Genomic DNA, 17,111 nt, shown 5'->3' with positions numbered 1-17,111 from the left:
CGGCCCGGATGCAGTAGCTCGGCCGTGCATCCTTCGAGACGCGCGCAAGGGCGCGCTCCTCAGGATGACGGGGATAGAGTAGCGTATACAGCCCGACATCAATCCGCCTTCACATAATCCTTGGCGATGATCGTGCCGGCGTCAAAGCCCTTGTCGACGAAACCCTGCCCTTGCAGCCATTTGATCTGGTTGTCGACGTTCTTCACGTCGAGCTTGCCGTCGGGATCGACGTAGGCGCAATTCCCCACCACCTGCTCGACCGGCAGATTGGTGTACTTGGCGATGATCTCGAGCAGCGGTTTTGTTTTCTCGTTGATCGGCACCACGCCATCCTTGATCGCGGTCAGGACCACGTCGTGGTATTCGTGGTCGGCGCGGGTCAGCGCGGTGAGCAGCCTGGTCACCAGCTGTGCGTTGGTCAGCGTCTTCGGCGAAGCGAAGATGGCGCCCAACTGCCACGGCGTCTCGTCGCCGACCCAGCCGAGGAATTTCGCGCCGTTGGAATCCATCAATGTTCGCGCGGTCGAGATCGGCAGCAGCGCGGCGTCGACGGTTTCACCCTTCAGTGCCGCGGCCGCGTTCGACAGCGATTGCAGCGGCACGATCTTCACGTCGGACAGCTTGAAGCCGTATTTGTCGGCGAGCAGGCCGAGCGAATAGTGGAAGCTCGAGCCGACCTGGGTCACCGCGACGCGCTTGCCGGCGAGATCCTTCGGGGTCTTGAGACCGGCCGCATAGGCATTGTTGCTGGCGAAATAGCCGATCAGCGGATAGCCGGCTTTCTCGCGGCTCATGCCGCCGATCACCTTCAGCGTGCCCTTGCCGGCGAGATTGTAGAGCCCCGCGGTGAACGCGGTGATGCCGAAATCGACATCGCCCGACGTGGTCGCGACCGCGATCGGCTGTGCCGCGTCAAAGAACTTCAGCTCGACATCGAGCCCGGCGTCGCGGAAATAGCCCTTGTCCTGCGCGATGAACACCGGCGCCGAGGACGACAGCCGCAGCACGCCGACCTTCGCCTTCAGCAGATCATCGGCCCGCGCGATGCCGCTCGCGGCCCACACCAGGAGACCCGCGAGTGCGAGCCGCGCCCAACCTCTCATTGCCGTCTCCACTCTAATCCTTCAGGCACGGCCTGATCGCGGCCGATGAACGCGCCCTGCTTGCCAAGCTGTTGTTGCAACTTTTCGACGGAAATGTCGCGCGGAATCGTATTGCCCGACAGCGCCAGCGCCGCGGCGGTTCCCGCCGCCTCGCCCATCACGAAACAGGCACCGGAGACGCGCGCCGCCGATTGCCCTTCATGGGTCATCGAGGCGCAGCGGCCGGCGACCAGCAGATTGTCGACACCATCGGGCACCAGCATGCGGTACGGCAACTCGTTGTAGCCGCGGCTTTCCGGGATCGGCGGAAACTCGAAGATCACGTCGCCCGGCACGTGGGATTCCTTCGGCCATCCATTGACGCCGATCGAGTCCTCGAACGAGGCGCAGCCCAGCACGTCCTCGCCGGAGAGCATGTAGCCGCCGATCACGCGCCGCGTCTCGCGGATGCCGAGTTGCGGCGGCAGATCGACGATGTAGGAATTCTCGAAGCCGGGCACCGTGCGCAGGAACTTGAAGGCCTCGACCGCCTGACGGCGGCCCTCGATCTCGCCGCGCGTCATGTCATCGGGATCAATACCGGAAATGGCGCCGCCATCGCTGCGTGTCACCTGGGTGAAATTCACCCGCCATTCGATCTGCGATTTCTGCGGCCGGACGATCGCCGACTTGCGCGGGAATTTATGCGTGCCGGCGGCCTCGGCCTGCGCCATCAGCGCCGGGATGGTCCGCCAGGCGTCGCCGGCTTTCGCCGGATCGATGCCGTTGAGGCGGAACATCATCGAGGGGTAGAGCATGCCGCCCTTGTTGTCGCCGACCTCATAGGGCGCGCCGGCCCACACCGCGAGGTCGCCGTCACCGGAGCAGTCGATGAAAATGCCGGCGCGCACCGCCTGCCGGCCCGCCTTGGTCTCCACCATCAGCGCGCGGATGTGCGAACCGTCCATCACGACGCCTGCGCCGAGCGCGTGGAACAGGATGTCGACCTTGTGATACGCCAAGAGATCGTCCGCCGCGATCTTGTAGGCCGCGGTGTCATAGGCCTGCGCCAGGATCTTGCCGAGGATCAGATGCGGCGCGTTCAACCCGCCGAGCCGGTCGATCCGCGCCAAGAGATCGGAGGCGATGCCCTGCACCACGCGGTGCATCTCGCCGAAGATGTTGGCGTGCAGGCCGCAGAAGTTCGTCACGCCCGCCGCGGTGCCCATGCCGCCGAGAAAGCCGTAACGCTCGATCAAGAGCGTCCGCCGTCCGGCACGCGCCGCGCCGACCGCTGCCGCGATGCCGGCCGGACCGCCGCCGAGCACCACCACGTCATATTCGCCATAGAGGGGGACCTGCCGCGCAGGTTCTTCGATCGTGCTCATCAGCATCATTTCCGCCCTGAACAAAGTTGATTGGGCCAACTATGAATTGATGCGGATTGCAGTACAATCCACCAAATTATGTAATCAGCTTTCGCGAATCGAGAAAGGCCGTTCGGAAGAGCAGATGGATACGCTGGTCAACCTCGAAGCCTTCCTCGCCACCGCCGACGCCGGCGGCTTCTCTGCCGCGGCGCGCAAGTTCAACGTCGCAACGTCTGTTATCGCCAAGCGCGTCACCCAGCTCGAGGAGCGGATCGGCACCGCGCTGTTCCACCGCTCGACCCGCCAATTGCGGCTGACCGAGGCCGGGCAGCAATATGTCCATCGCGCCCGCGGCGTGGTTGCCGATGTCGGCGATCTCCTGTCGCGGATGGGCGAGAAGCAGCGCGATCTCACCGATCATCTGCGCGTCAAGGCGCCGACCTCGCTGACGGTGGCGCGGCTCGCCGATGCCTTCACGGTGTTCCAGAAGCAGAACCGAAGCGTGAAGCTCGAGATCGTGATGATCGACCGCCCGGTCGATCCGGTGACCGAAGGTTTTGACATCGCGATCGGCGCCTTCCCGCATTCCTTCGGCGGCGTCGTCGACGAGCCGCTATGCCGGCTGCCGCGACTGTTGTGCGCCTCATCCGCGTATCTGAAGAAGCACGGCACGCCGAAGCATCCACGCGACCTGGTCGATCATCGCTGCCTCAGCTTCCTGCCGACCGGGCCGGAATGGCCGTTCGAGGGACCGCGCGGCCGCATCAATATCCAGGTCCGCCCGATTCTCTCCTCGAACGAGGGCCGCGTGCTGACCCAAAGCGCGATCGCCGGCAACGGCATCGCGCTGCTCTCGCATTATCTCGTCGCGGATGCGCTGCGCGACGGTGCCTTGCTGCCGATCCTCGCCGAGTTTCCGATCCCGGAACTGTGGGTGAAGGCCGCCGTTCCCGAACGCCGCGTCAATGCCGCCGCGGTGCAGGCGCTGCTGAAGACATTGAAAAAGTCGCTGGCGCAATCGCTTTGACATGGCGGCGGTCTTGCCCCCTGCACGCCGACCTGAGACAAGGACGGATAAGGATCGCCCGCTTGAAACTCCTGATGTCAGTGTCGCTTGGTCTCATCATCGCCGCTGGGCCCGCGGCGGCGATCGAGACCTGCCGGTTCATCGAGGCCAAGCCGGAGCGCGAGGCCTGCTACCATCGCCAGGAGCAGGAGCTTGCGGCCAAGCGCAAGCCCGAGCCGCCGATCACGCAGTCGAGCGAATCGAAGACCTTCGATCAGTTGCAGCAGATGCGCCGCGACGACGAAGAGGTCTATCGCAGCATGCGCGGCATCTGCCGCGGCTGCTGATGAATGCCTATGCCCCGCCGCCACCCCAGCGGCCCGCGCGCTTCTCGGCAAAGGACGCGAGCCCTTCGGCGGCCTCGGCGGTCTGCCGCTTGGCCGAGTGCAGATGTACGAGGCGCTTGTAGGCTTCATCGTCGACGGCCATGCCGCCGAACGAGCTCTCCATCGCGAGCTTCTTGGTCTCGGCCAGCGCATCCGGGGCATTGCCGAGCAGCTGCTCCACGACCTTGGCGCCGGCGCTTTCGAGATCGGCAAGCGGCACCACCTCGTGGACGAGGCCGATGCGGCGGGCGTCCTCGGCGCCGAACCGTTCGCCGGTCAGCGCGTAGCGGCGCACCTGGCGGACGCCGATCGCGTCGCAAAGCTGCGGGATGATGATCGCAGCGGTCAGGCCCCAGCGCACCTCGGTGATCGAGAACAGCGCGTTGTCGGCCGCGATCACGATATCGCAGGCTGCGATCACGCCGGTGCCGCCGCCAAAACAGCCGCCCTGCACCAGCGCCACGGTCGGCACCGGCAGCGTGTTGAGGCGCTGCACCGCCTCGAAGGTGGCGCGCGACGCCGCCTCGTTCTCCTCCGAAGATTTCGGCCGCACGCCGTTGATCCATTTCAGGTCGGCGCCGGCCTGGAAATGCTTGCCGTTGCCGTTCAGCACGACGACGCGCACCGGCTTGGTCGAGAGATCGTCGATCGCGGCCAGCACGCCGGCGATCAGCGCGCCGTCATAGGCATTGTTGACCTCGGGGCGATTCAACGTGACGGTCGCGACCCCGCGCGCATCGAGGCTCCACAGGACTGGGCTGGCCGACATGAACGTTCTCCCTCGTTCGGCATTGCTCTTGGCTTGTACTAACCTTGCACTATGGCGAGAGGCGCTGCCTTGATCCATCACTTTCGAGCGCGCGCGGCCGCGCCGCATGCATGGCGGGTTGCGCAATGCCCCCTGCTTGTGGAAACTGACGCAGCACGTTGCGAGGAAATGTTCCACCCATGCGTATTTGCATTTTCGGCGCGGGCGCCGTCGGCAGCCATTTCGCGGTCCGGCTGGCACGCGCCGGCCACGATGTGTCCTGCGTGATGCGCGGCCCGCATCTCGACGCAGTCCGGTCCAACGGCTTGACGCTGAAGATCGGCGACAGCAGCGTCACCGCGCAGGTAAAGGCGTCGGCCGATCCTGCCGAGCTGGGGCCGCAGGATTTCGTCATTAGCACGCTGAAAGCGACCGGCATCGCCGCGCTCGCAACGGGGCTTCCGCCGCTGCTTGAACGCGACACAGCAATCGTGTTCGCGCAGAACGGCATTCCCTGGTGGTACGATCTCGGCCTGCCGCCGCGGCATCCCGCGATCCCCGATCTCGGCTTCCTCGATCCTGGCGGACGCCTGCGCGGCGCGATCCCGAAAGAGCGGATCATCGGCGGCGTGATCTTTTCCTCCAACGAAGTGATCGCACCCGGCGTAGCGGCGAACCTGTCGCCGGACCGCAACCGCCTTTTGATCGGCGAGTGCGACGATCGCCGCAGCGAGCGCATCGCCACTTTGCGTGCGGCGCTCAATGACGCCGCGATCGAATCGCCCGAGGTCAAGGAGATCCGCGAGACGATCTGGTCGAAGCTCTTGACCAACATGTCGATGTCGGTGCTCTGCCTGTTGACGGGCCTGACCGCACGCGGCGTCCGCGACGATCCAGCGATGCAGGACGTGATCCCGCGCGTGCTCGACGAGGCCAATGCGGTGGCGACCCACTACATTGCCGAGGTCAAGCGCGTCACCCGCTCAGGGCCGGCGCCGGACCACAAGCCGTCGATCCTGCAGGACTACGAGCTCGGCCGCGCCATGGAGATCGACGTGCTGGTGCGCGCACCGGCGGCGTTTGCGCGCGCGGCCGGCCTTCCGACCCCGATGCTCGACCTGATGGCCGCGCTCGCGATCCAGAAGGCGCGTGACAAGGGGCTCCATCAGAGCTGACAATCCGCCCCACGACGCCAACAAGCAGGGATATCGAACCATGCAAGTCAAGGACAAGGTCTGCATCGTCACCGGCGGCGCCAGCGGGATCGGCGAAGCGGTGGCGCGGGCCTATGCGGAGGCCGGCGCCCGCGGCGTCGTGGTCGCCGATCTCAAGACCTCGCGCGACCGGCTCGCCAGCGTTGCCGGCGACATCGACGGGCTCGCGGTCACCGCAGATGTCGGGCTCGAGGAGGACGTCAAGGCGCTGATCGCCGCGGCCGAGGACAAGTACGGCCCGGTCGACGTGTTCTTCTCCAATGCCGGGCTGTCGCGCAAGGGACAGGAATCAGCGTCCGATGCCGACTGGGATGTGAGCTGGCGCGTGCATGTGATGAGCCACGTGTTCGCGGCGCGCGCGCTGGTGCCCGGCATGCTCGCGCGCGGCTCCGGCTATCTGCTCAATACGGCGTCCGCGGCGGGGCTGCTGGCCTCGCTGAACTCGATGCCTTATGGCGTGACCAAGAACGCCGCAGTTGCGCTCGCCGAACATCTCGCCATCCAGTATGGCGATCGCGGCATCCGCGTCTCCGTGCTCTGCCCGCAATCGGTGCAGACGGGGATGACCACGCCGGGCCCGAGCGCGGCGCGCGTCGACGGCGTGCTGCAGCCCGGCGAAGTGGCACGGATGGTGATCGAGGCGATGGCCGAAGAGCGTTTCCTGATTCTCTCGCATCCCCAGGTGCAGGAATACATGCAGCGCAAGGCCACCAATCGCGAGCGCTGGCTGTCCGGCATGCGCCGCCTGCGCGACCGTATCTACGGCGGCGCGGCGTCGCAGTGAAATTGCCGTCATTGCGAGGAGCGATAGCGACGAAGCAATCCATGTCTCGGCATGCGGCGCCATGGATTGCTTCGCTTCGCTCGCAATGACGGGACTTACTCCTTTGAGGCTGGCGCAAATCCTTCGAGCAACCCTGAGTATCTTTTCGTCCCAGGCGAAGCGTAGGCGCCGCGGCGTGAGGTCGTGAGCTTGAGGCCGGCGAGCGCTTCCGCCTGCTTCACCGCGGCGGTCACGCCGTCGACGACAGGCGCGCCGAATTGCACCGACAGTTCATGGGCGAGATCAGCCATGCCGGCGCAGCCGAGCACGATGGCGTCGGCGCCTTTCTCCAGTGCGCGGGCGATCTCCGCCTCCAGCTTCTCCCTCGCACCCGAACCCGGTTTCTCCAGATCGAGCACCGCGACGTCGCAGGCGGTGACCGTGGCGCGGTCGGCAAAGCCGTAGCGGCGAACCAGTTCCTCGAGCGGCACGATCGAGCGCGGCAGCGTGGTGACGATGCCGATGCGTTTTGCGATCTGTCCGGCCGTGACCAGCGCCGCCTCGCAGATGCCGACCACCGGATAGCGCGCCACCGACCGCGCGGCATCGAGCCCGGTGTCGTCGAAGCAGGCGATGATGCCGGCATCGGCGTCGGCCGTCTTCAGCAATGCGTCGATCAGCCCGGGAACGGCAAACGCCTCGTCATAGAAGCCCTCGATTGAGGCGGGCCCCATCGACGACGTGACGGCGACGATCTCGGTGCCATCAGCGGCAACCGCCTGGGCCGCAGTGGCAATGGTCGCAGTCATCGACGCGGTGGTGTTGGGATTGACGATCAGGATCTTGGTCATGGGTTTCGACTCACGCATGCTTCGCGACCCAGGCCGCGAAGCCATCGAGCACCTCGACCATCACCTCGCGGTCGTTGCGGCCGGAGCGCTTCAGGACATGGAAGGAGTGATCCGCCTCCTGCACCAACTGCAACGTGGCGCGCGCGCCCAGCCCCTTCACCACAGGCTCGAGCAGGTCGAGCTCGGCCAGTGCATCGCGCGTGCCCTGCAGGAACAGCATCGGGATCTTGACCTCGGCGAGATGTTTGGCCCGCTCGCTCGACGGCTGGCCGGCGGGGTGCAGGGGAAAGCCGAGGAACACCAGCCCGCGCACGCCGGCGAGCGGCGCTTTCGCCTGCGCCTGCGAGGTCATGCGTCCGCCGAACGACTTGCCGCCGGCGAACAGCGGCAGTTCGCCGCAACGGCGCGCGGCCTCCGCGACCGCGGCACGCACCGTCGCCTGCGCGACGGCGGGCGGATCGGGTCGCTTGCTGCCCTTCTCCATGTAGGGAAATTGATAGCGCAAGGTCGCGATGCCGCGCTCGGCGAGGCCGACCGCAATCGTCTCCATCGAGGCATGCGTCATGCCGGCGCCGGCGCCATGGGCAAGCACATAGGCGCTACGGGCCTGCGCCGGGCGCAGCAGCAATGCGGACACCGCGTGATCGTCCGAGACCGTGATCGTGAGCGGTTGTGCACTTGGCGCGTTCAAGATGACATCTCAAGGAATTGTTGCTCCGTCATTTCTAGCCGCAGGCCGCCATGCGCGCAAATGCCGCCGAGAAGAACACGCCGTAAGTGAACCGGCTCACAGCCGATCAACATTTCCTTTTGCAACATTTCCGTTGGTAGACCCAGCGCCGCTACTGTAGGATGGCGCACAGCGCATCACACGCTTAACGCGAACCTGTTTCGGCGATTTTTAATATCTCATCAATATGACGCGCGGGTACCGCGAATTGGGGAATGGGGCATGCCTCGCAAGACGATCTTCTTCATCGGGCTGCTGATTGTCGCCGGCGTCCTCTACCTCAAGGACGATATCGAGACCGTGGCGAGCGGCTTCCGCGTCAAGGTCGTCGACTACCAGCCGCCGGCAAAGACGGTGTGGCTGGATCAGAATGTCAGCGCCGAACGGCTGCGCTGGTTCTATCACGCCGACCAGGGCACGCGGACTTTCGGCATTCCCCTTGAGTGGTTCATGGCGCTGGAGCAGCCGACGGTCTGGCCACTGCTCACAGCGGCACCGCGGCTCAGCGAGACCAATTATCTCGGCCGCTTCGGCTTTATTCCCGACACCGTGATTCCGGGGAGCCCCGATGCGCTGCCGATCGGCTTTGCGCCGAGCGGCCCGATGGCCGACGCCAACGGCGCGCCCTGGCGCAACCCGCATAGCAAGGCCGACATGAACGGGGTCGGGCTGACCTGCTCCGCCTGCCACACCGGAAGCTTCAGCTATCGCGGCACCGAGATCGTGATCGACGGCGGGCCCGCCAACACCAATCTGTTCGAGTTCCAGAAGAGCGTCGGCGTCTCGCTGCTGCTGACCCGGTTCTGGCCGGGCCGCTTCTCGCGCTTCGCCGACGAGATCCTCGGCAAGGATGCCAGCCTCGACGAGCGCATGGCGCTGCGCGGCCAGCTCGATCTCGTGCTGAAGCAATACGCCAACATCAATTCACTGGAGACCAAGGTCGCCGCCAACAGCGTCGAGGAAGGCTATGCGCGGCTCGATGCGCTGAACCGGATCGGCAACCAGGTGTTCTCGATCGACCTGAACAATCCGAACAACTACGCCGCGCATTCGGCGCCGGTGCATTTCCCGCGGATCTGGAACGCGCCGTGGTTCAGCTGGGTGCAGTATGACGGCTCGATCATGCAGCCGATGGTGCGCAATGCCGGCGAGGCGCTCGGCGTCAGCGCCGAGCTCAATCTGCTCGACGAGTCCAGGGGCCTGTTCAGATCGAGCGCGCGGATCGACGTGCTGCACGAGATGGAGCGGATGATCGCCGGCGAGCCGCCCAGCGAGGACAAGGGCTTTGGCGGCCTGGCGTCGCCGAAATGGCCGGAGAGCATCCTGGGGCAGATCAACATGGATCTCGCGAAGAAGGGCGGCGAGCTCTACAAGACGCACTGTCAGGGCTGCCACGGCCCGGCGATCGACAGCAAGGCGCTGCCTGCCGGCGAAGCCTTTGCGCTGTTCAAGGACAAGAAGCGCTGGATCAAGAACGACGCCGGCCAGCCGCTGCTCGACGTCGAGATGATTCCGATCAGCCATATCGGTACCGACAGCGCGCAGGCCGAAGGCCTTGCGAGCCGCACCGTCGAGACGCCCGCCAATCTGAAGATCAAGGACGGTGGTTTCGGACCGGCGCTCGGCGAATTGGTCGAGAAGACCGTCGACACTTGGTACGACCAGAACAAGACCCCGCCGGAGGACCGCAAGCGCATCAATGGCTACCGGCCGAACGAGATCCAGGCGCCACTCGCCTACAAGGTCCGGCCGCTCAACGGCATCTGGGCGACCCCGCCCTATCTGCACAACGGATCGGTGCCGTCCATCTACGCGCTGCTGTCGCCGGTGAAGGATCGTCCCTCGACCTTCTATCTCGGCAACCGGGAGTATGACCCCAAGGATCTCGGCCATGTCTGGAAGGACAACATCAAGAACGCCTTCGTGCTCGACACCAGCAAGCGCGGCAACAACAATTCCGGGCACGAATTCTCGAACGAGAAGCGCCTCGGCGTGATCGGGCCGGAGCTGAAGGAAGACGAGCGCCGCGCCTTGATCGAGTTCGTCAAGACGCTTTGAGCTTCGGCCTGCTCCTCATGCCGTCGGGACGCTGAGCGGCACGCTTTGGGCGTGGTGAAACAAATCATCGGGATCATATTGCTGCTTCACCGCGACCAGGCGGGCGAGGTTGTCGCCCCAATAGGCTGACGCATAGTCGTCGAGGTCGAGATCGCAATAATTGACGTAGGACGCGCCCGGCATGAAAGGGCGCATCGCCGCATAGACCCTCGCGACGTCAGCGAGATGCGCCGCGGTGTCGGCGGATCGGCTCCAGCTCGAGAAATACTGGATACAGTACTGCGTGCCGGCACGGCGCGGGAATGCGGTGGCGTCGGCGGCAACATCGGCGATCCGACCGCCATAGGAATCGCACAGCAGCACGATGCCGCCCGGCACGATCGGCGCGACCGCCGCCATCATGGCTTCGATGCCGTCGGAGGCGAGCGGCGTCAGCACATAGTCCGACTTCGCCTTCATCAGCACCGACTCGTAGGCGAGCGGCCCGGCAAAGTGCTTGACCGCATCGAGGAAGGCGAGCGATTGCACCGACAGCGCCGATGACGGCGGCCGCACCGCCGTCAATCGCCGGAGTTCGCTGCGCAGCTCGCTGTCGCTGCCGACCGACTGGCCAATGCAGCGCATCGTGATCAGGCCGTGGCCGGCCGGGCCGACCTTCATGATCGAGGTGATGTTCGACGGCGCATTCGGCGCCCAGTCCTGCCAGGCGGCGAACAATTGCACGGCGTGGGCCTGCGACAGTTTCCAGGAGACGCCGAACACCCGCGTCGTCTTCAAGGGGAACACCTCGATGCTGAACTTGGTCGCGATGCCGAAGCTGCCACCACCGCCGCCGCGGCAAGCCCACCAGAGGTCCGGCTCCGATGTCGCATTGGCCTGCAGCACACGCGCCTGGGCGTCGACGACATTCGCCTGCAGCAGGCCGTCGCAGGTCAGTCCATGCGAGCGCAAGAGCAGGCCGTGGCCGCTGCCGGTGAGATGGCCGGAGATGCCGACGGTTGGGCAACTCCCTGCCTGCAGCGCGAGGCCCTGGGCGGCCAACGCGGAATAGAGCGCGTACAGCGATACGCCGGAGCCTGCCGTGACGAGGTTCGAGGCCTTGTCGACCACAATCTGCTGCAATCCGCGCACGTCGATCGCAACCCCGGACGATTGCGACAGGCCTTCATAGGAATGCCCGCCGCAGCGAACGGCGAAGCTCAATCCGTTGCTGCGCACCCAGTCGACCATCACGGCAACCGCGTGCTCGGTCTTGCAGATCGCACGCAGCGCCGGCGCCAATTGCTTGCGCTTGCTCGCGGCAGGCAGGTAATCCGCATAGTGCGCGTCCTGCGGCCGCAGGAACTGAACGTCGGTCGCCGGCAGGTTCGGCAATGGCGGCAGCGGTGCCGCGGCCTCCGCCGGCGGCGCGGCGATCTCGGCGTCGGCGGCGGCAACCGGCGCATCGGAGGGCAAGAACTCGCCGACGCGAAGCGGATGTTCCATGGCGACCCCTCAGACCTCGGGAATCGCCGGGTTGACGATCGGCGCGTGGACGGGGTTGTGGATATGGATGTCGGGCAGCGGCCTCGCCGGTGCCTTGCCGAACAGCGAGGCGATGTGATCGACGAGGCCCTGGCACACCGCCTTGTCCGGAGTCTCGTTGTTGACGCCGGGCTCGAAGGTGCCGCCGATCACGACGTGGTCGCTGCGCGGGAACAGGTAGCCGTTCTGGCCGTAGAGATATTGCAGCGCCGGCTGCGGCCGCAGCAGCGCAAGCTGTCCCTTGATCGGCATCATCTTGGTGTCGCTCCACAGCGTCATCGATCCGAGCCCGGTGCAGTTGACGATGATCGGCTGCGGCACGCTGGCCAGGATATCGGAACGGTTGACGAACCGCTTCGACACGAAGCTGACGCCGCGCTGGTCGAGGTCGGCCTTCAGCCTGGCGAGCAGGACCGGCGGCTCAATCAGCAGGGTCTGATAGACGAAGCCGGCCCTGGTGTGGTGCGCGAACGGCAAGCGCTGCAGCGGCTGCCGCGGCGGGGGCAGGCCGGGCGCAAGTTGCAGCACGATGTCGAGATTGTGCGCGCGCGTCGCGGTGTAGTTCGGCCGCTCGAACACGCCGAACCCCTGCCCGATCCGATCCTTGAACGCACGATAGGCGCTCTTGATGATGTCGGTGAGTTCGCGCTCCTTGCCGGCGAATTCCACCACCGAGACGGCCCACTGGCCGCCGGCTTTGGCGGAGGTGGTCTCGAGCGGCGCGCGATCGGAATAGACTGTGACCTTGAGCCCGAGATCGAGCAGCAATGTCGCGGCGGTCAGACCCATCACGCCGGCGCCGAGCACGGCGGCTTCGGTGACCCCACGGCTTGCGGCCAGATGATCCCTGACGATGTCGCGGACCTTCGCGGCGCAGCCGAAACTCAGCGTGATGCCGGCGCCGCCATGGCCGTAATTATGCACGATGAAGCTCTGCGAGATGGTTTCGGCATCGAGCCGGTACGATCCGTTGCGATAAGGCCGCACGCCGGCAATGCAGGCGCCGGGCTGATCGGGATCGAAGGCGAAATCTGGCGTCGGCAGGTTAGGCGTGGCCATGGCAAACCTCGCAATTCCCTATGCCGCGAGCGCGGTAAATCGATTATCTAAAGTTGCTTCATCGTATCATGCATCTCCAATGCACGTGTGACCGGCTTCACAAAAGCGCGCCATCGCGGACGCGTCGGCATGCGGCCGGCGCGTCCGTCCTGCAAAGGTCAAATGGATGTTCGCCGGGCGGGCTCCGTAACGCCTGCTCTCAACTTTCCTTCAACTTGGGCACGGGCTGGCGGCGCGCGGGACGGGTCATGGCTTCGAGCTCGAGCAGCTGGTTGAGCTGCTCCTCGGTCAGCAGCTTCTCCTCCAGCACGATGTCGGCGACCGAGCGGTTCTCCTTCAGCGCGCGGCGCGCCACGCGCGATGAGGCCTCATAGCCGAGCGCCGGCGCCAGCGCCGTGATCAGGCCGATCGAGCCCTGCACCAGGCTGCGGCAACGCTCGCGGTCGGCCTCGATGCCGTCGACGCAGCGCTTGGTCAGCGTATCGATCGCCGCCGTCAGCATGCGCAGCGAGCTCAGCACGCAATAGCCGATGGTCGGCTCGAACGCATTGAGCTGGAGCTGGCCGCCCTCGGCGCACATCGTCACCGTGAGATCGTGCCCGATCACGAGGAAGGCGACCTGGTTGACCACCTCGGGGATCACCGGGTTGACCTTGCCGGGCATGATCGACGAGCCGGCCTGCACCGCAGGCAGCCGGATCTCGCCGATGCCGGTACGCGGCCCCGACGACAGCAGGCGGAGGTCGTTGCAGATCTTCGACACCTTCACCGCGACGCGTTTCAAGACGCCGGAGAACAGCACGAAGGCGCCAAGGTCGGAGGTCGCCTCGATCAGGTTCGAGGCCAGCACCATCGGCTGGCCCGACAGCCGCGACAGCTCCTCGACCGCAAGCGCTGCATAACGCGGATCGGCATTGATGCCGGTCCCGATCGCAGTGGCGCCGAGATTGACCTCGCGGAACAGGCCTGAAATCTCGTTCAACCGGGCGACGTCCTCCTTCACAGTGGCGTGGAAGGCGTCGAACTCCTGGCCGAGTGTCATCGGCACCGCATCCTGAAGCTGAGTGCGGCCCATCTTCAGGACATCGGCGAACTCCACCGCCTTGCCCTTGAAGGCATAGGCAAGGTCATCGAGTGCACGCACCAGCGGCTGGGTGGCGAAGATCACCGCGAGCCGCAACGCGGTCGGATAGGCGTCGTTGGTCGACTGCGCCATGTTGACGTCGTCGTTCGGATGCAGCGTGTGATAATCGCCGGGCTTCTTGCCCATCAGCTTGAGCGCGACGTTGGCGATCACCTCGTTGGCGTTCATGTTGGTCGAGGTCCCGGCGCCGCCCTGGATCGCATCGACGACGAAGGACTCGGCATAGACCTTGTCGGTCGCGATCTGGATGCAGGCCTTGTCGATCGCATCGGCCTTTTCCGGCGAAAGATAGCCCAGGCGCTTATTGGCGCGGGCGGCCGCTTGCTTCACCAGCGCCAGCGCGCGGACGAATTCCGGGAAATGGCCGACCGGCACGCCGGTGATCGGAAAGTTCACCACCGCGCGCTTGGTGTGGATGCCCCACAGCGCATTGGCCGGCACATCGTCGTCGCCGAGCAGATCGTGCTCGGTGCGGGACTGCGCCTGCTCGATCGGCACGGTGCGGACGGTCGCGATCGCGAGCTCGCTGACGCCGCCGCTGTCGCCGGAGGGTGGCGCGGCGCCCGCAGTGTTGGCGGTCTCAACCTTCGATTCGGCCATCAGTCCCTCCGTTACCTGCTGCAAATCTCGTCGTCAGCGACACCAGCCATGATGCGCCCGACAGGCATCGAAAGCCAATGCCTGTCGGCAAAGTCTTGCACATCGACGAATGGAAAGACGCATCAAAACGGGATCGGCCTGCGCGCGACACGCGAAATTGAGGGGTTACCTTATCCGTCATGATAACAACAACTTATAGCTCAGGGCCGCACCTCGCCCCGCGCGCGATGCGGCTGCTTTCTCCGCCCCGTCATCGCGTGCTAGATCAGCATCGACTGGCGCAAGGGCGCTGCCGATACCGAACGAACCAAGGGCCAAAGCCGTGTCCAGCAACAACGAAGCGATGACCATCAAATTCCGCTGCCCAGCGGAGCTCGAGGGCAAGATTCCGCCGCCGGTGCCTGCGTCATTGGGTCTTCCCGGATGGCTCAAGGCGATGCCGACGCAGGCCTTCAATGCGATGAGCAATCGCGAGGAGGATACCGTCAAGCGCTGCCCGCCATTCATCGATGCGATGACGTCGGGTTTCCTGATGCCGCTGATCTGCGATCTCAAAATCGAGAATGGCGAGATGACATGGGACAACGACCTGCCGTCCGGAGGCGTGCTCGAATTCCCGCGCTCGCCGGTCGGATTCCACGACGAAAGCCAGGTGATCGGCTCACCGCTGTTCGAACAGGACCGCTTCGTGATCAAGTTCGTCAATCTGTGGACCATCGAGGCGCCGGCGGGCTATTCGCTGTTCTTCACGCATCCGGTCAATCGGTTCGACCTGCCGTTCACCACGCTGACCGGCATGGTCGATTGCGATCAGTTTCACGACAGCTGGATTCATTTCCCGGCGCGCTGGCACGACACCAATTTCAGCGGCACCTTGCCCAAGGGCACGCCGGTTGCGCAATGCTTCCCGGTGAAGCGCGAAAACTGGGTCGCGCAGACCGCGGCGATGACGCCGGATGAAACATCGCGCGCACAGGAACTGTCCAACCGGATGGCCCGCGAGCCCGGACTCTATCGCCGCCAGTTTCGGACGTAGCGCGGGCGCAAGAGACGCGCTGCGGCGCGCCTCCCTCCACTCGTCGTCCCTGCGAAAGCAGGGACCCATACTCCGCGGCCCGCATTGTGAACGGGACCCGTCATTCCACGATCGCACAACAACGACTAGCTGTGGTTATGGGTCCCTGCTTTCGCAGGGACGACGTCGAGTGTGTGCCGCGGTCCTGAGCAAGTTCGGTGTCATCACCCGCGCAAGCGCAAGCGGCTGATCCAGTATTCCAGAGGCGGCGCAGCTTGATCGAGAAGCCGCGGCGTACTGGATCGCCCGCTTTCTGCGGGGCAATGACGCCGGAGTGAAGACGCAATTCTCTTCCCACGCGTCGTCCCTGCGAAAGCAGGGACCCATACTCCGCGGCCCGAATTGTGAACGGGACTCGTCATTCCACGATCGCACAACAACGACTAACGGTGGTTATGGGTCCCTGCTTTCGCAGGGACGACACCGGGTGTGTTGCGCCGCTTGTGAGCGATACACCCACAGTCTCGCGACATGATTTGCCCGAGCTTTGCCTAGCTCAGAAACTTCGCAGCTGCGCTCGGACGGAAGAAGAAGCGGCCGTGCGATGCCATGGCCAGCGCGGACGTGGTGCGGCCGATCATTTGCGGCCGGCCGCGCAACGCCAAACGTAGATTGGCTTCGCCGGCAGCGCGGTCGCCCATTTCCAGAAGACAGGCGGAGAAGCTGGTCCGTGTCAGCGGATCGTCGGGGCGCTGCGCCAGCACCTGGCGGTAGAGATCCGCCGCAGCCGCGTATTCGCCATCGAGCAGCAGCACGCGCGCGAGCGCGGCCAGAATATCGGGATGGCCCGGCGCCACGGTGCGGAGCTTCTCCAGAATCTCGCGCGCGCGGCCGCGCTCATTGCGATGGGGCAGGATCTGCGCGAGCAAAAGCTGCAATTCGAGGCTCGCGGGCGCGAGAGCAAGCGCGCCATCGATGACGGCAACCGTCTCGTCGAAGCGGCCGGCCGCGGCCAATTGCCCTGCCAACTCCTGAAATGCGGGAAGGAACGGCGGCCGCCGCGCGATGGTCCGCCGCAACAGATCGATCGCCTCGCTGCGGCGACCGGCGCCGCCGAGTGCCGCGCCGAGCAGGGTTTCGAGGCCGGGATCCTCGACACGGCGCGTGGCACGCTCGAGCGGCGCGATCGCCTCCTCGTTGCGCCTCTGGGCCATCAGCGCCCGTGCCAGGATCGTGGCCGCGCCGACATCGGTCCGGTTTGCCTTCAACACCTCCGCCGCCAGCCGCTCGGCTTCGACGACTTGCCCCATCTGCAACGCGACCATGGCGCGTTGCAGAGCCGGGGGTGGGCTGGGCCCGCGATGGGAAGGAGGCGGAGGTTTCGGCATGCGGCCCGTCATGAGATGGTTTTCCCAGCCGTTATCACTGCGGCCGACGGAGCTCCAGCGAAAGTCGCACCCCTGCACCGAGATACCGCCCGGCTCCGGCAACGCCCGCACGGGCCGATGTGATGCCTTCCTGCGGCTAGGCCCAACAACGCTCTCCCGCCCGATTTTTCGAC

The 17,111-nt window shown here is 65.4% G+C and carries 15 protein-coding genes; 6 read left to right on the top strand and 9 right to left on the bottom strand.

What is annotated here, in order from left to right:
• Nucleotides 1-98 precede the first annotated feature (98 nt).
• A complete protein-coding gene (locus ACOIX3_RS02525) occupies nt 99-1,103 on the bottom strand; it encodes an ABC transporter substrate-binding protein (protein ID WP_420968248.1) in 1,005 nt (334 codons plus the stop codon).
• Nucleotides 1,100-2,476, bottom strand: coding sequence for an FAD-dependent oxidoreductase (locus tag ACOIX3_RS02520; protein WP_420968247.1), 1,377 nt, complete (start codon nt 2,474-2,476; stop codon nt 1,100-1,102). The genes ACOIX3_RS02525 and ACOIX3_RS02520 overlap by 4 nt, the downstream gene beginning before the upstream one ends.
• 118 nt (nt 2,477-2,594) lie before the next feature.
• Here ACOIX3_RS02520 and ACOIX3_RS02515 point away from each other — a divergent pair, with 118 nt between their 5' ends.
• Together ACOIX3_RS02515 and ACOIX3_RS02510 are read left to right on the top strand one after the other, a co-directional pair.
• Nucleotides 2,595-3,479, top strand: a complete 885-nt coding sequence (locus tag ACOIX3_RS02515; protein ID WP_420968246.1) for a LysR family transcriptional regulator — start codon at nt 2,595-2,597, stop codon at nt 3,477-3,479.
• 74 nt (nt 3,480-3,553) lie between these two features.
• Nucleotides 3,554-3,805 carry a hypothetical protein gene (locus ACOIX3_RS02510; RefSeq protein ID WP_420968245.1) on the top strand — a complete coding sequence of 84 codons (252 nt, stop codon included), beginning with the start codon at nt 3,554-3,556 and terminating at the stop codon, nt 3,803-3,805.
• A gap of 7 nt (nt 3,806-3,812) precedes the next feature.
• On the opposite strand, the gene ACOIX3_RS02505 is transcribed toward ACOIX3_RS02510, so the two are convergent.
• Entirely contained in the window at nt 3,813-4,613 is an 801-nt protein-coding gene (locus ACOIX3_RS02505; RefSeq protein WP_420968244.1) for an enoyl-CoA hydratase-related protein, read from the bottom strand.
• Between the two features lie 179 nt (nt 4,614-4,792).
• Between ACOIX3_RS02505 and ACOIX3_RS02500 the strand changes: the two genes are divergently transcribed.
• Both ACOIX3_RS02500 and ACOIX3_RS02495 read left to right on the top strand, forming a co-directional pair.
• Nucleotides 4,793-5,767 carry a ketopantoate reductase family protein gene (locus ACOIX3_RS02500; RefSeq protein WP_420968243.1) on the top strand — a complete coding sequence of 325 codons (975 nt, stop codon included), beginning with the start codon at nt 4,793-4,795 and terminating at the stop codon, nt 5,765-5,767.
• Nucleotides 5,768-5,807: 40 nt separating this feature from the next.
• A complete protein-coding gene (locus ACOIX3_RS02495; protein WP_420968242.1) occupies nt 5,808-6,590 on the top strand; it encodes an SDR family oxidoreductase in 783 nt (260 codons plus the stop codon).
• A 95-nt stretch (nt 6,591-6,685) separates the two neighbouring features.
• Here the strand turns inward: ACOIX3_RS02495 and ACOIX3_RS02490 are convergent, their stop codons facing one another.
• Nucleotides 6,686-7,420 carry an aspartate/glutamate racemase family protein gene (locus tag ACOIX3_RS02490; RefSeq protein WP_420968241.1) on the bottom strand — a complete coding sequence of 245 codons (735 nt, stop codon included), beginning with the start codon at nt 7,418-7,420 and terminating at the stop codon, nt 6,686-6,688.
• A 10-nt stretch (nt 7,421-7,430) separates the two neighbouring features.
• On the bottom strand, nt 7,431-8,111 hold the full coding sequence (locus ACOIX3_RS02485; protein ID WP_420968240.1) for an alpha/beta family hydrolase: 681 nt from the start codon (nt 8,109-8,111) through the stop codon (nt 7,431-7,433).
• Between the two features lie 261 nt (nt 8,112-8,372).
• Between ACOIX3_RS02485 and ACOIX3_RS02480 the strand changes: the two genes are divergently transcribed.
• A complete protein-coding gene (locus ACOIX3_RS02480; protein ID WP_420968239.1) occupies nt 8,373-10,208 on the top strand; it encodes a di-heme-cytochrome C peroxidase in 1,836 nt (611 codons plus the stop codon).
• A 15-nt stretch (nt 10,209-10,223) separates the two neighbouring features.
• On the opposite strand, the gene ACOIX3_RS02475 is transcribed toward ACOIX3_RS02480, so the two are convergent.
• The 3 genes from ACOIX3_RS02475 to ACOIX3_RS02465 all read right to left on the bottom strand — a co-directional run bounded on the left by ACOIX3_RS02475 (nt 10,224) and on the right by ACOIX3_RS02465 (nt 14,535).
• A complete protein-coding gene (locus ACOIX3_RS02475; RefSeq protein ID WP_420968238.1) occupies nt 10,224-11,693 on the bottom strand; it encodes an FAD-binding oxidoreductase in 1,470 nt (489 codons plus the stop codon).
• Nucleotides 11,694-11,702: 9 nt separating this feature from the next.
• Entirely contained in the window at nt 11,703-12,791 is a 1,089-nt protein-coding gene (locus ACOIX3_RS02470; protein WP_420968237.1) for an FAD-dependent oxidoreductase, read from the bottom strand.
• 199 nt (nt 12,792-12,990) lie between these two features.
• Complete coding sequence (locus ACOIX3_RS02465) at nt 12,991-14,535, bottom strand: aspartate ammonia-lyase (RefSeq protein WP_420968236.1); 1,545 nt, start codon at nt 14,533-14,535, stop codon at nt 12,991-12,993.
• Nucleotides 14,536-14,857: 322 nt separating this feature from the next.
• Between ACOIX3_RS02465 and ACOIX3_RS02460 the strand changes: the two genes are divergently transcribed.
• Nucleotides 14,858-15,571, top strand: coding sequence for a hypothetical protein (locus tag ACOIX3_RS02460; protein ID WP_420968235.1), 714 nt, complete (start codon nt 14,858-14,860; stop codon nt 15,569-15,571).
• 530 nt (nt 15,572-16,101) lie between these two features.
• Here ACOIX3_RS02460 and ACOIX3_RS02455 read toward each other — a convergent pair.
• Entirely contained in the window at nt 16,102-16,860 is a 759-nt protein-coding gene (locus ACOIX3_RS02455) for a tetratricopeptide repeat protein (RefSeq protein ID WP_420971956.1), read from the bottom strand.
• Between the last annotated feature and the right edge of the window lie 251 nt (nt 16,861-17,111).

It is taken from the genome of Bradyrhizobium sp. B120, assembly GCF_049075665.1.
In the GTDB taxonomy this organism is placed as follows: domain Bacteria; phylum Pseudomonadota; class Alphaproteobacteria; order Rhizobiales; family Xanthobacteraceae; genus Bradyrhizobium.
This window is presented reverse-complemented; position numbering and strand designations above follow the sequence as displayed.

What these genes read in the sequence shown, in the direction of transcription:
- ACOIX3_RS02525 (WP_420968248.1), bottom strand. Translation starts at nt 1,103, where the DNA reads ATGAGAGGTTGGGCGCGGCTCGCACTCGCGGGTCTCCTGGTGTGGGCC.
- ACOIX3_RS02520 (WP_420968247.1), bottom strand. Translation starts at nt 2,476, where the DNA reads ATGCTGATGAGCACGATCGAAGAACCTGCGCGGCAGGTCCCCCTCTAT.
- ACOIX3_RS02515 (WP_420968246.1), top strand. Translation starts at nt 2,595, where the DNA reads ATGGATACGCTGGTCAACCTCGAAGCCTTCCTCGCCACCGCCGACGCC.
- ACOIX3_RS02510 (WP_420968245.1), top strand. Translation starts at nt 3,554, where the DNA reads ATGTCAGTGTCGCTTGGTCTCATCATCGCCGCTGGGCCCGCGGCGGCG.
- ACOIX3_RS02505 (WP_420968244.1), bottom strand. Translation starts at nt 4,613, where the DNA reads ATGTCGGCCAGCCCAGTCCTGTGGAGCCTCGATGCGCGCGGGGTCGCG.
- ACOIX3_RS02500 (WP_420968243.1), top strand. Translation starts at nt 4,793, where the DNA reads ATGCGTATTTGCATTTTCGGCGCGGGCGCCGTCGGCAGCCATTTCGCG.
- ACOIX3_RS02495 (WP_420968242.1), top strand. Translation starts at nt 5,808, where the DNA reads ATGCAAGTCAAGGACAAGGTCTGCATCGTCACCGGCGGCGCCAGCGGG.
- ACOIX3_RS02490 (WP_420968241.1), bottom strand. Translation starts at nt 7,420, where the DNA reads ATGACCAAGATCCTGATCGTCAATCCCAACACCACCGCGTCGATGACT.
- ACOIX3_RS02480 (WP_420968239.1), top strand. Translation starts at nt 8,373, where the DNA reads ATGCCTCGCAAGACGATCTTCTTCATCGGGCTGCTGATTGTCGCCGGC.
- ACOIX3_RS02475 (WP_420968238.1), bottom strand. Translation starts at nt 11,693, where the DNA reads ATGGAACATCCGCTTCGCGTCGGCGAGTTCTTGCCCTCCGATGCGCCG.
- ACOIX3_RS02470 (WP_420968237.1), bottom strand. Translation starts at nt 12,791, where the DNA reads ATGGCCACGCCTAACCTGCCGACGCCAGATTTCGCCTTCGATCCCGAT.
- ACOIX3_RS02465 (WP_420968236.1), bottom strand. Translation starts at nt 14,535, where the DNA reads ATGGCCGAATCGAAGGTTGAGACCGCCAACACTGCGGGCGCCGCGCCA.
- ACOIX3_RS02455 (WP_420971956.1), bottom strand. Translation starts at nt 16,860, where the DNA reads ATGGGGCAAGTCGTCGAAGCCGAGCGGCTGGCGGCGGAGGTGTTGAAG.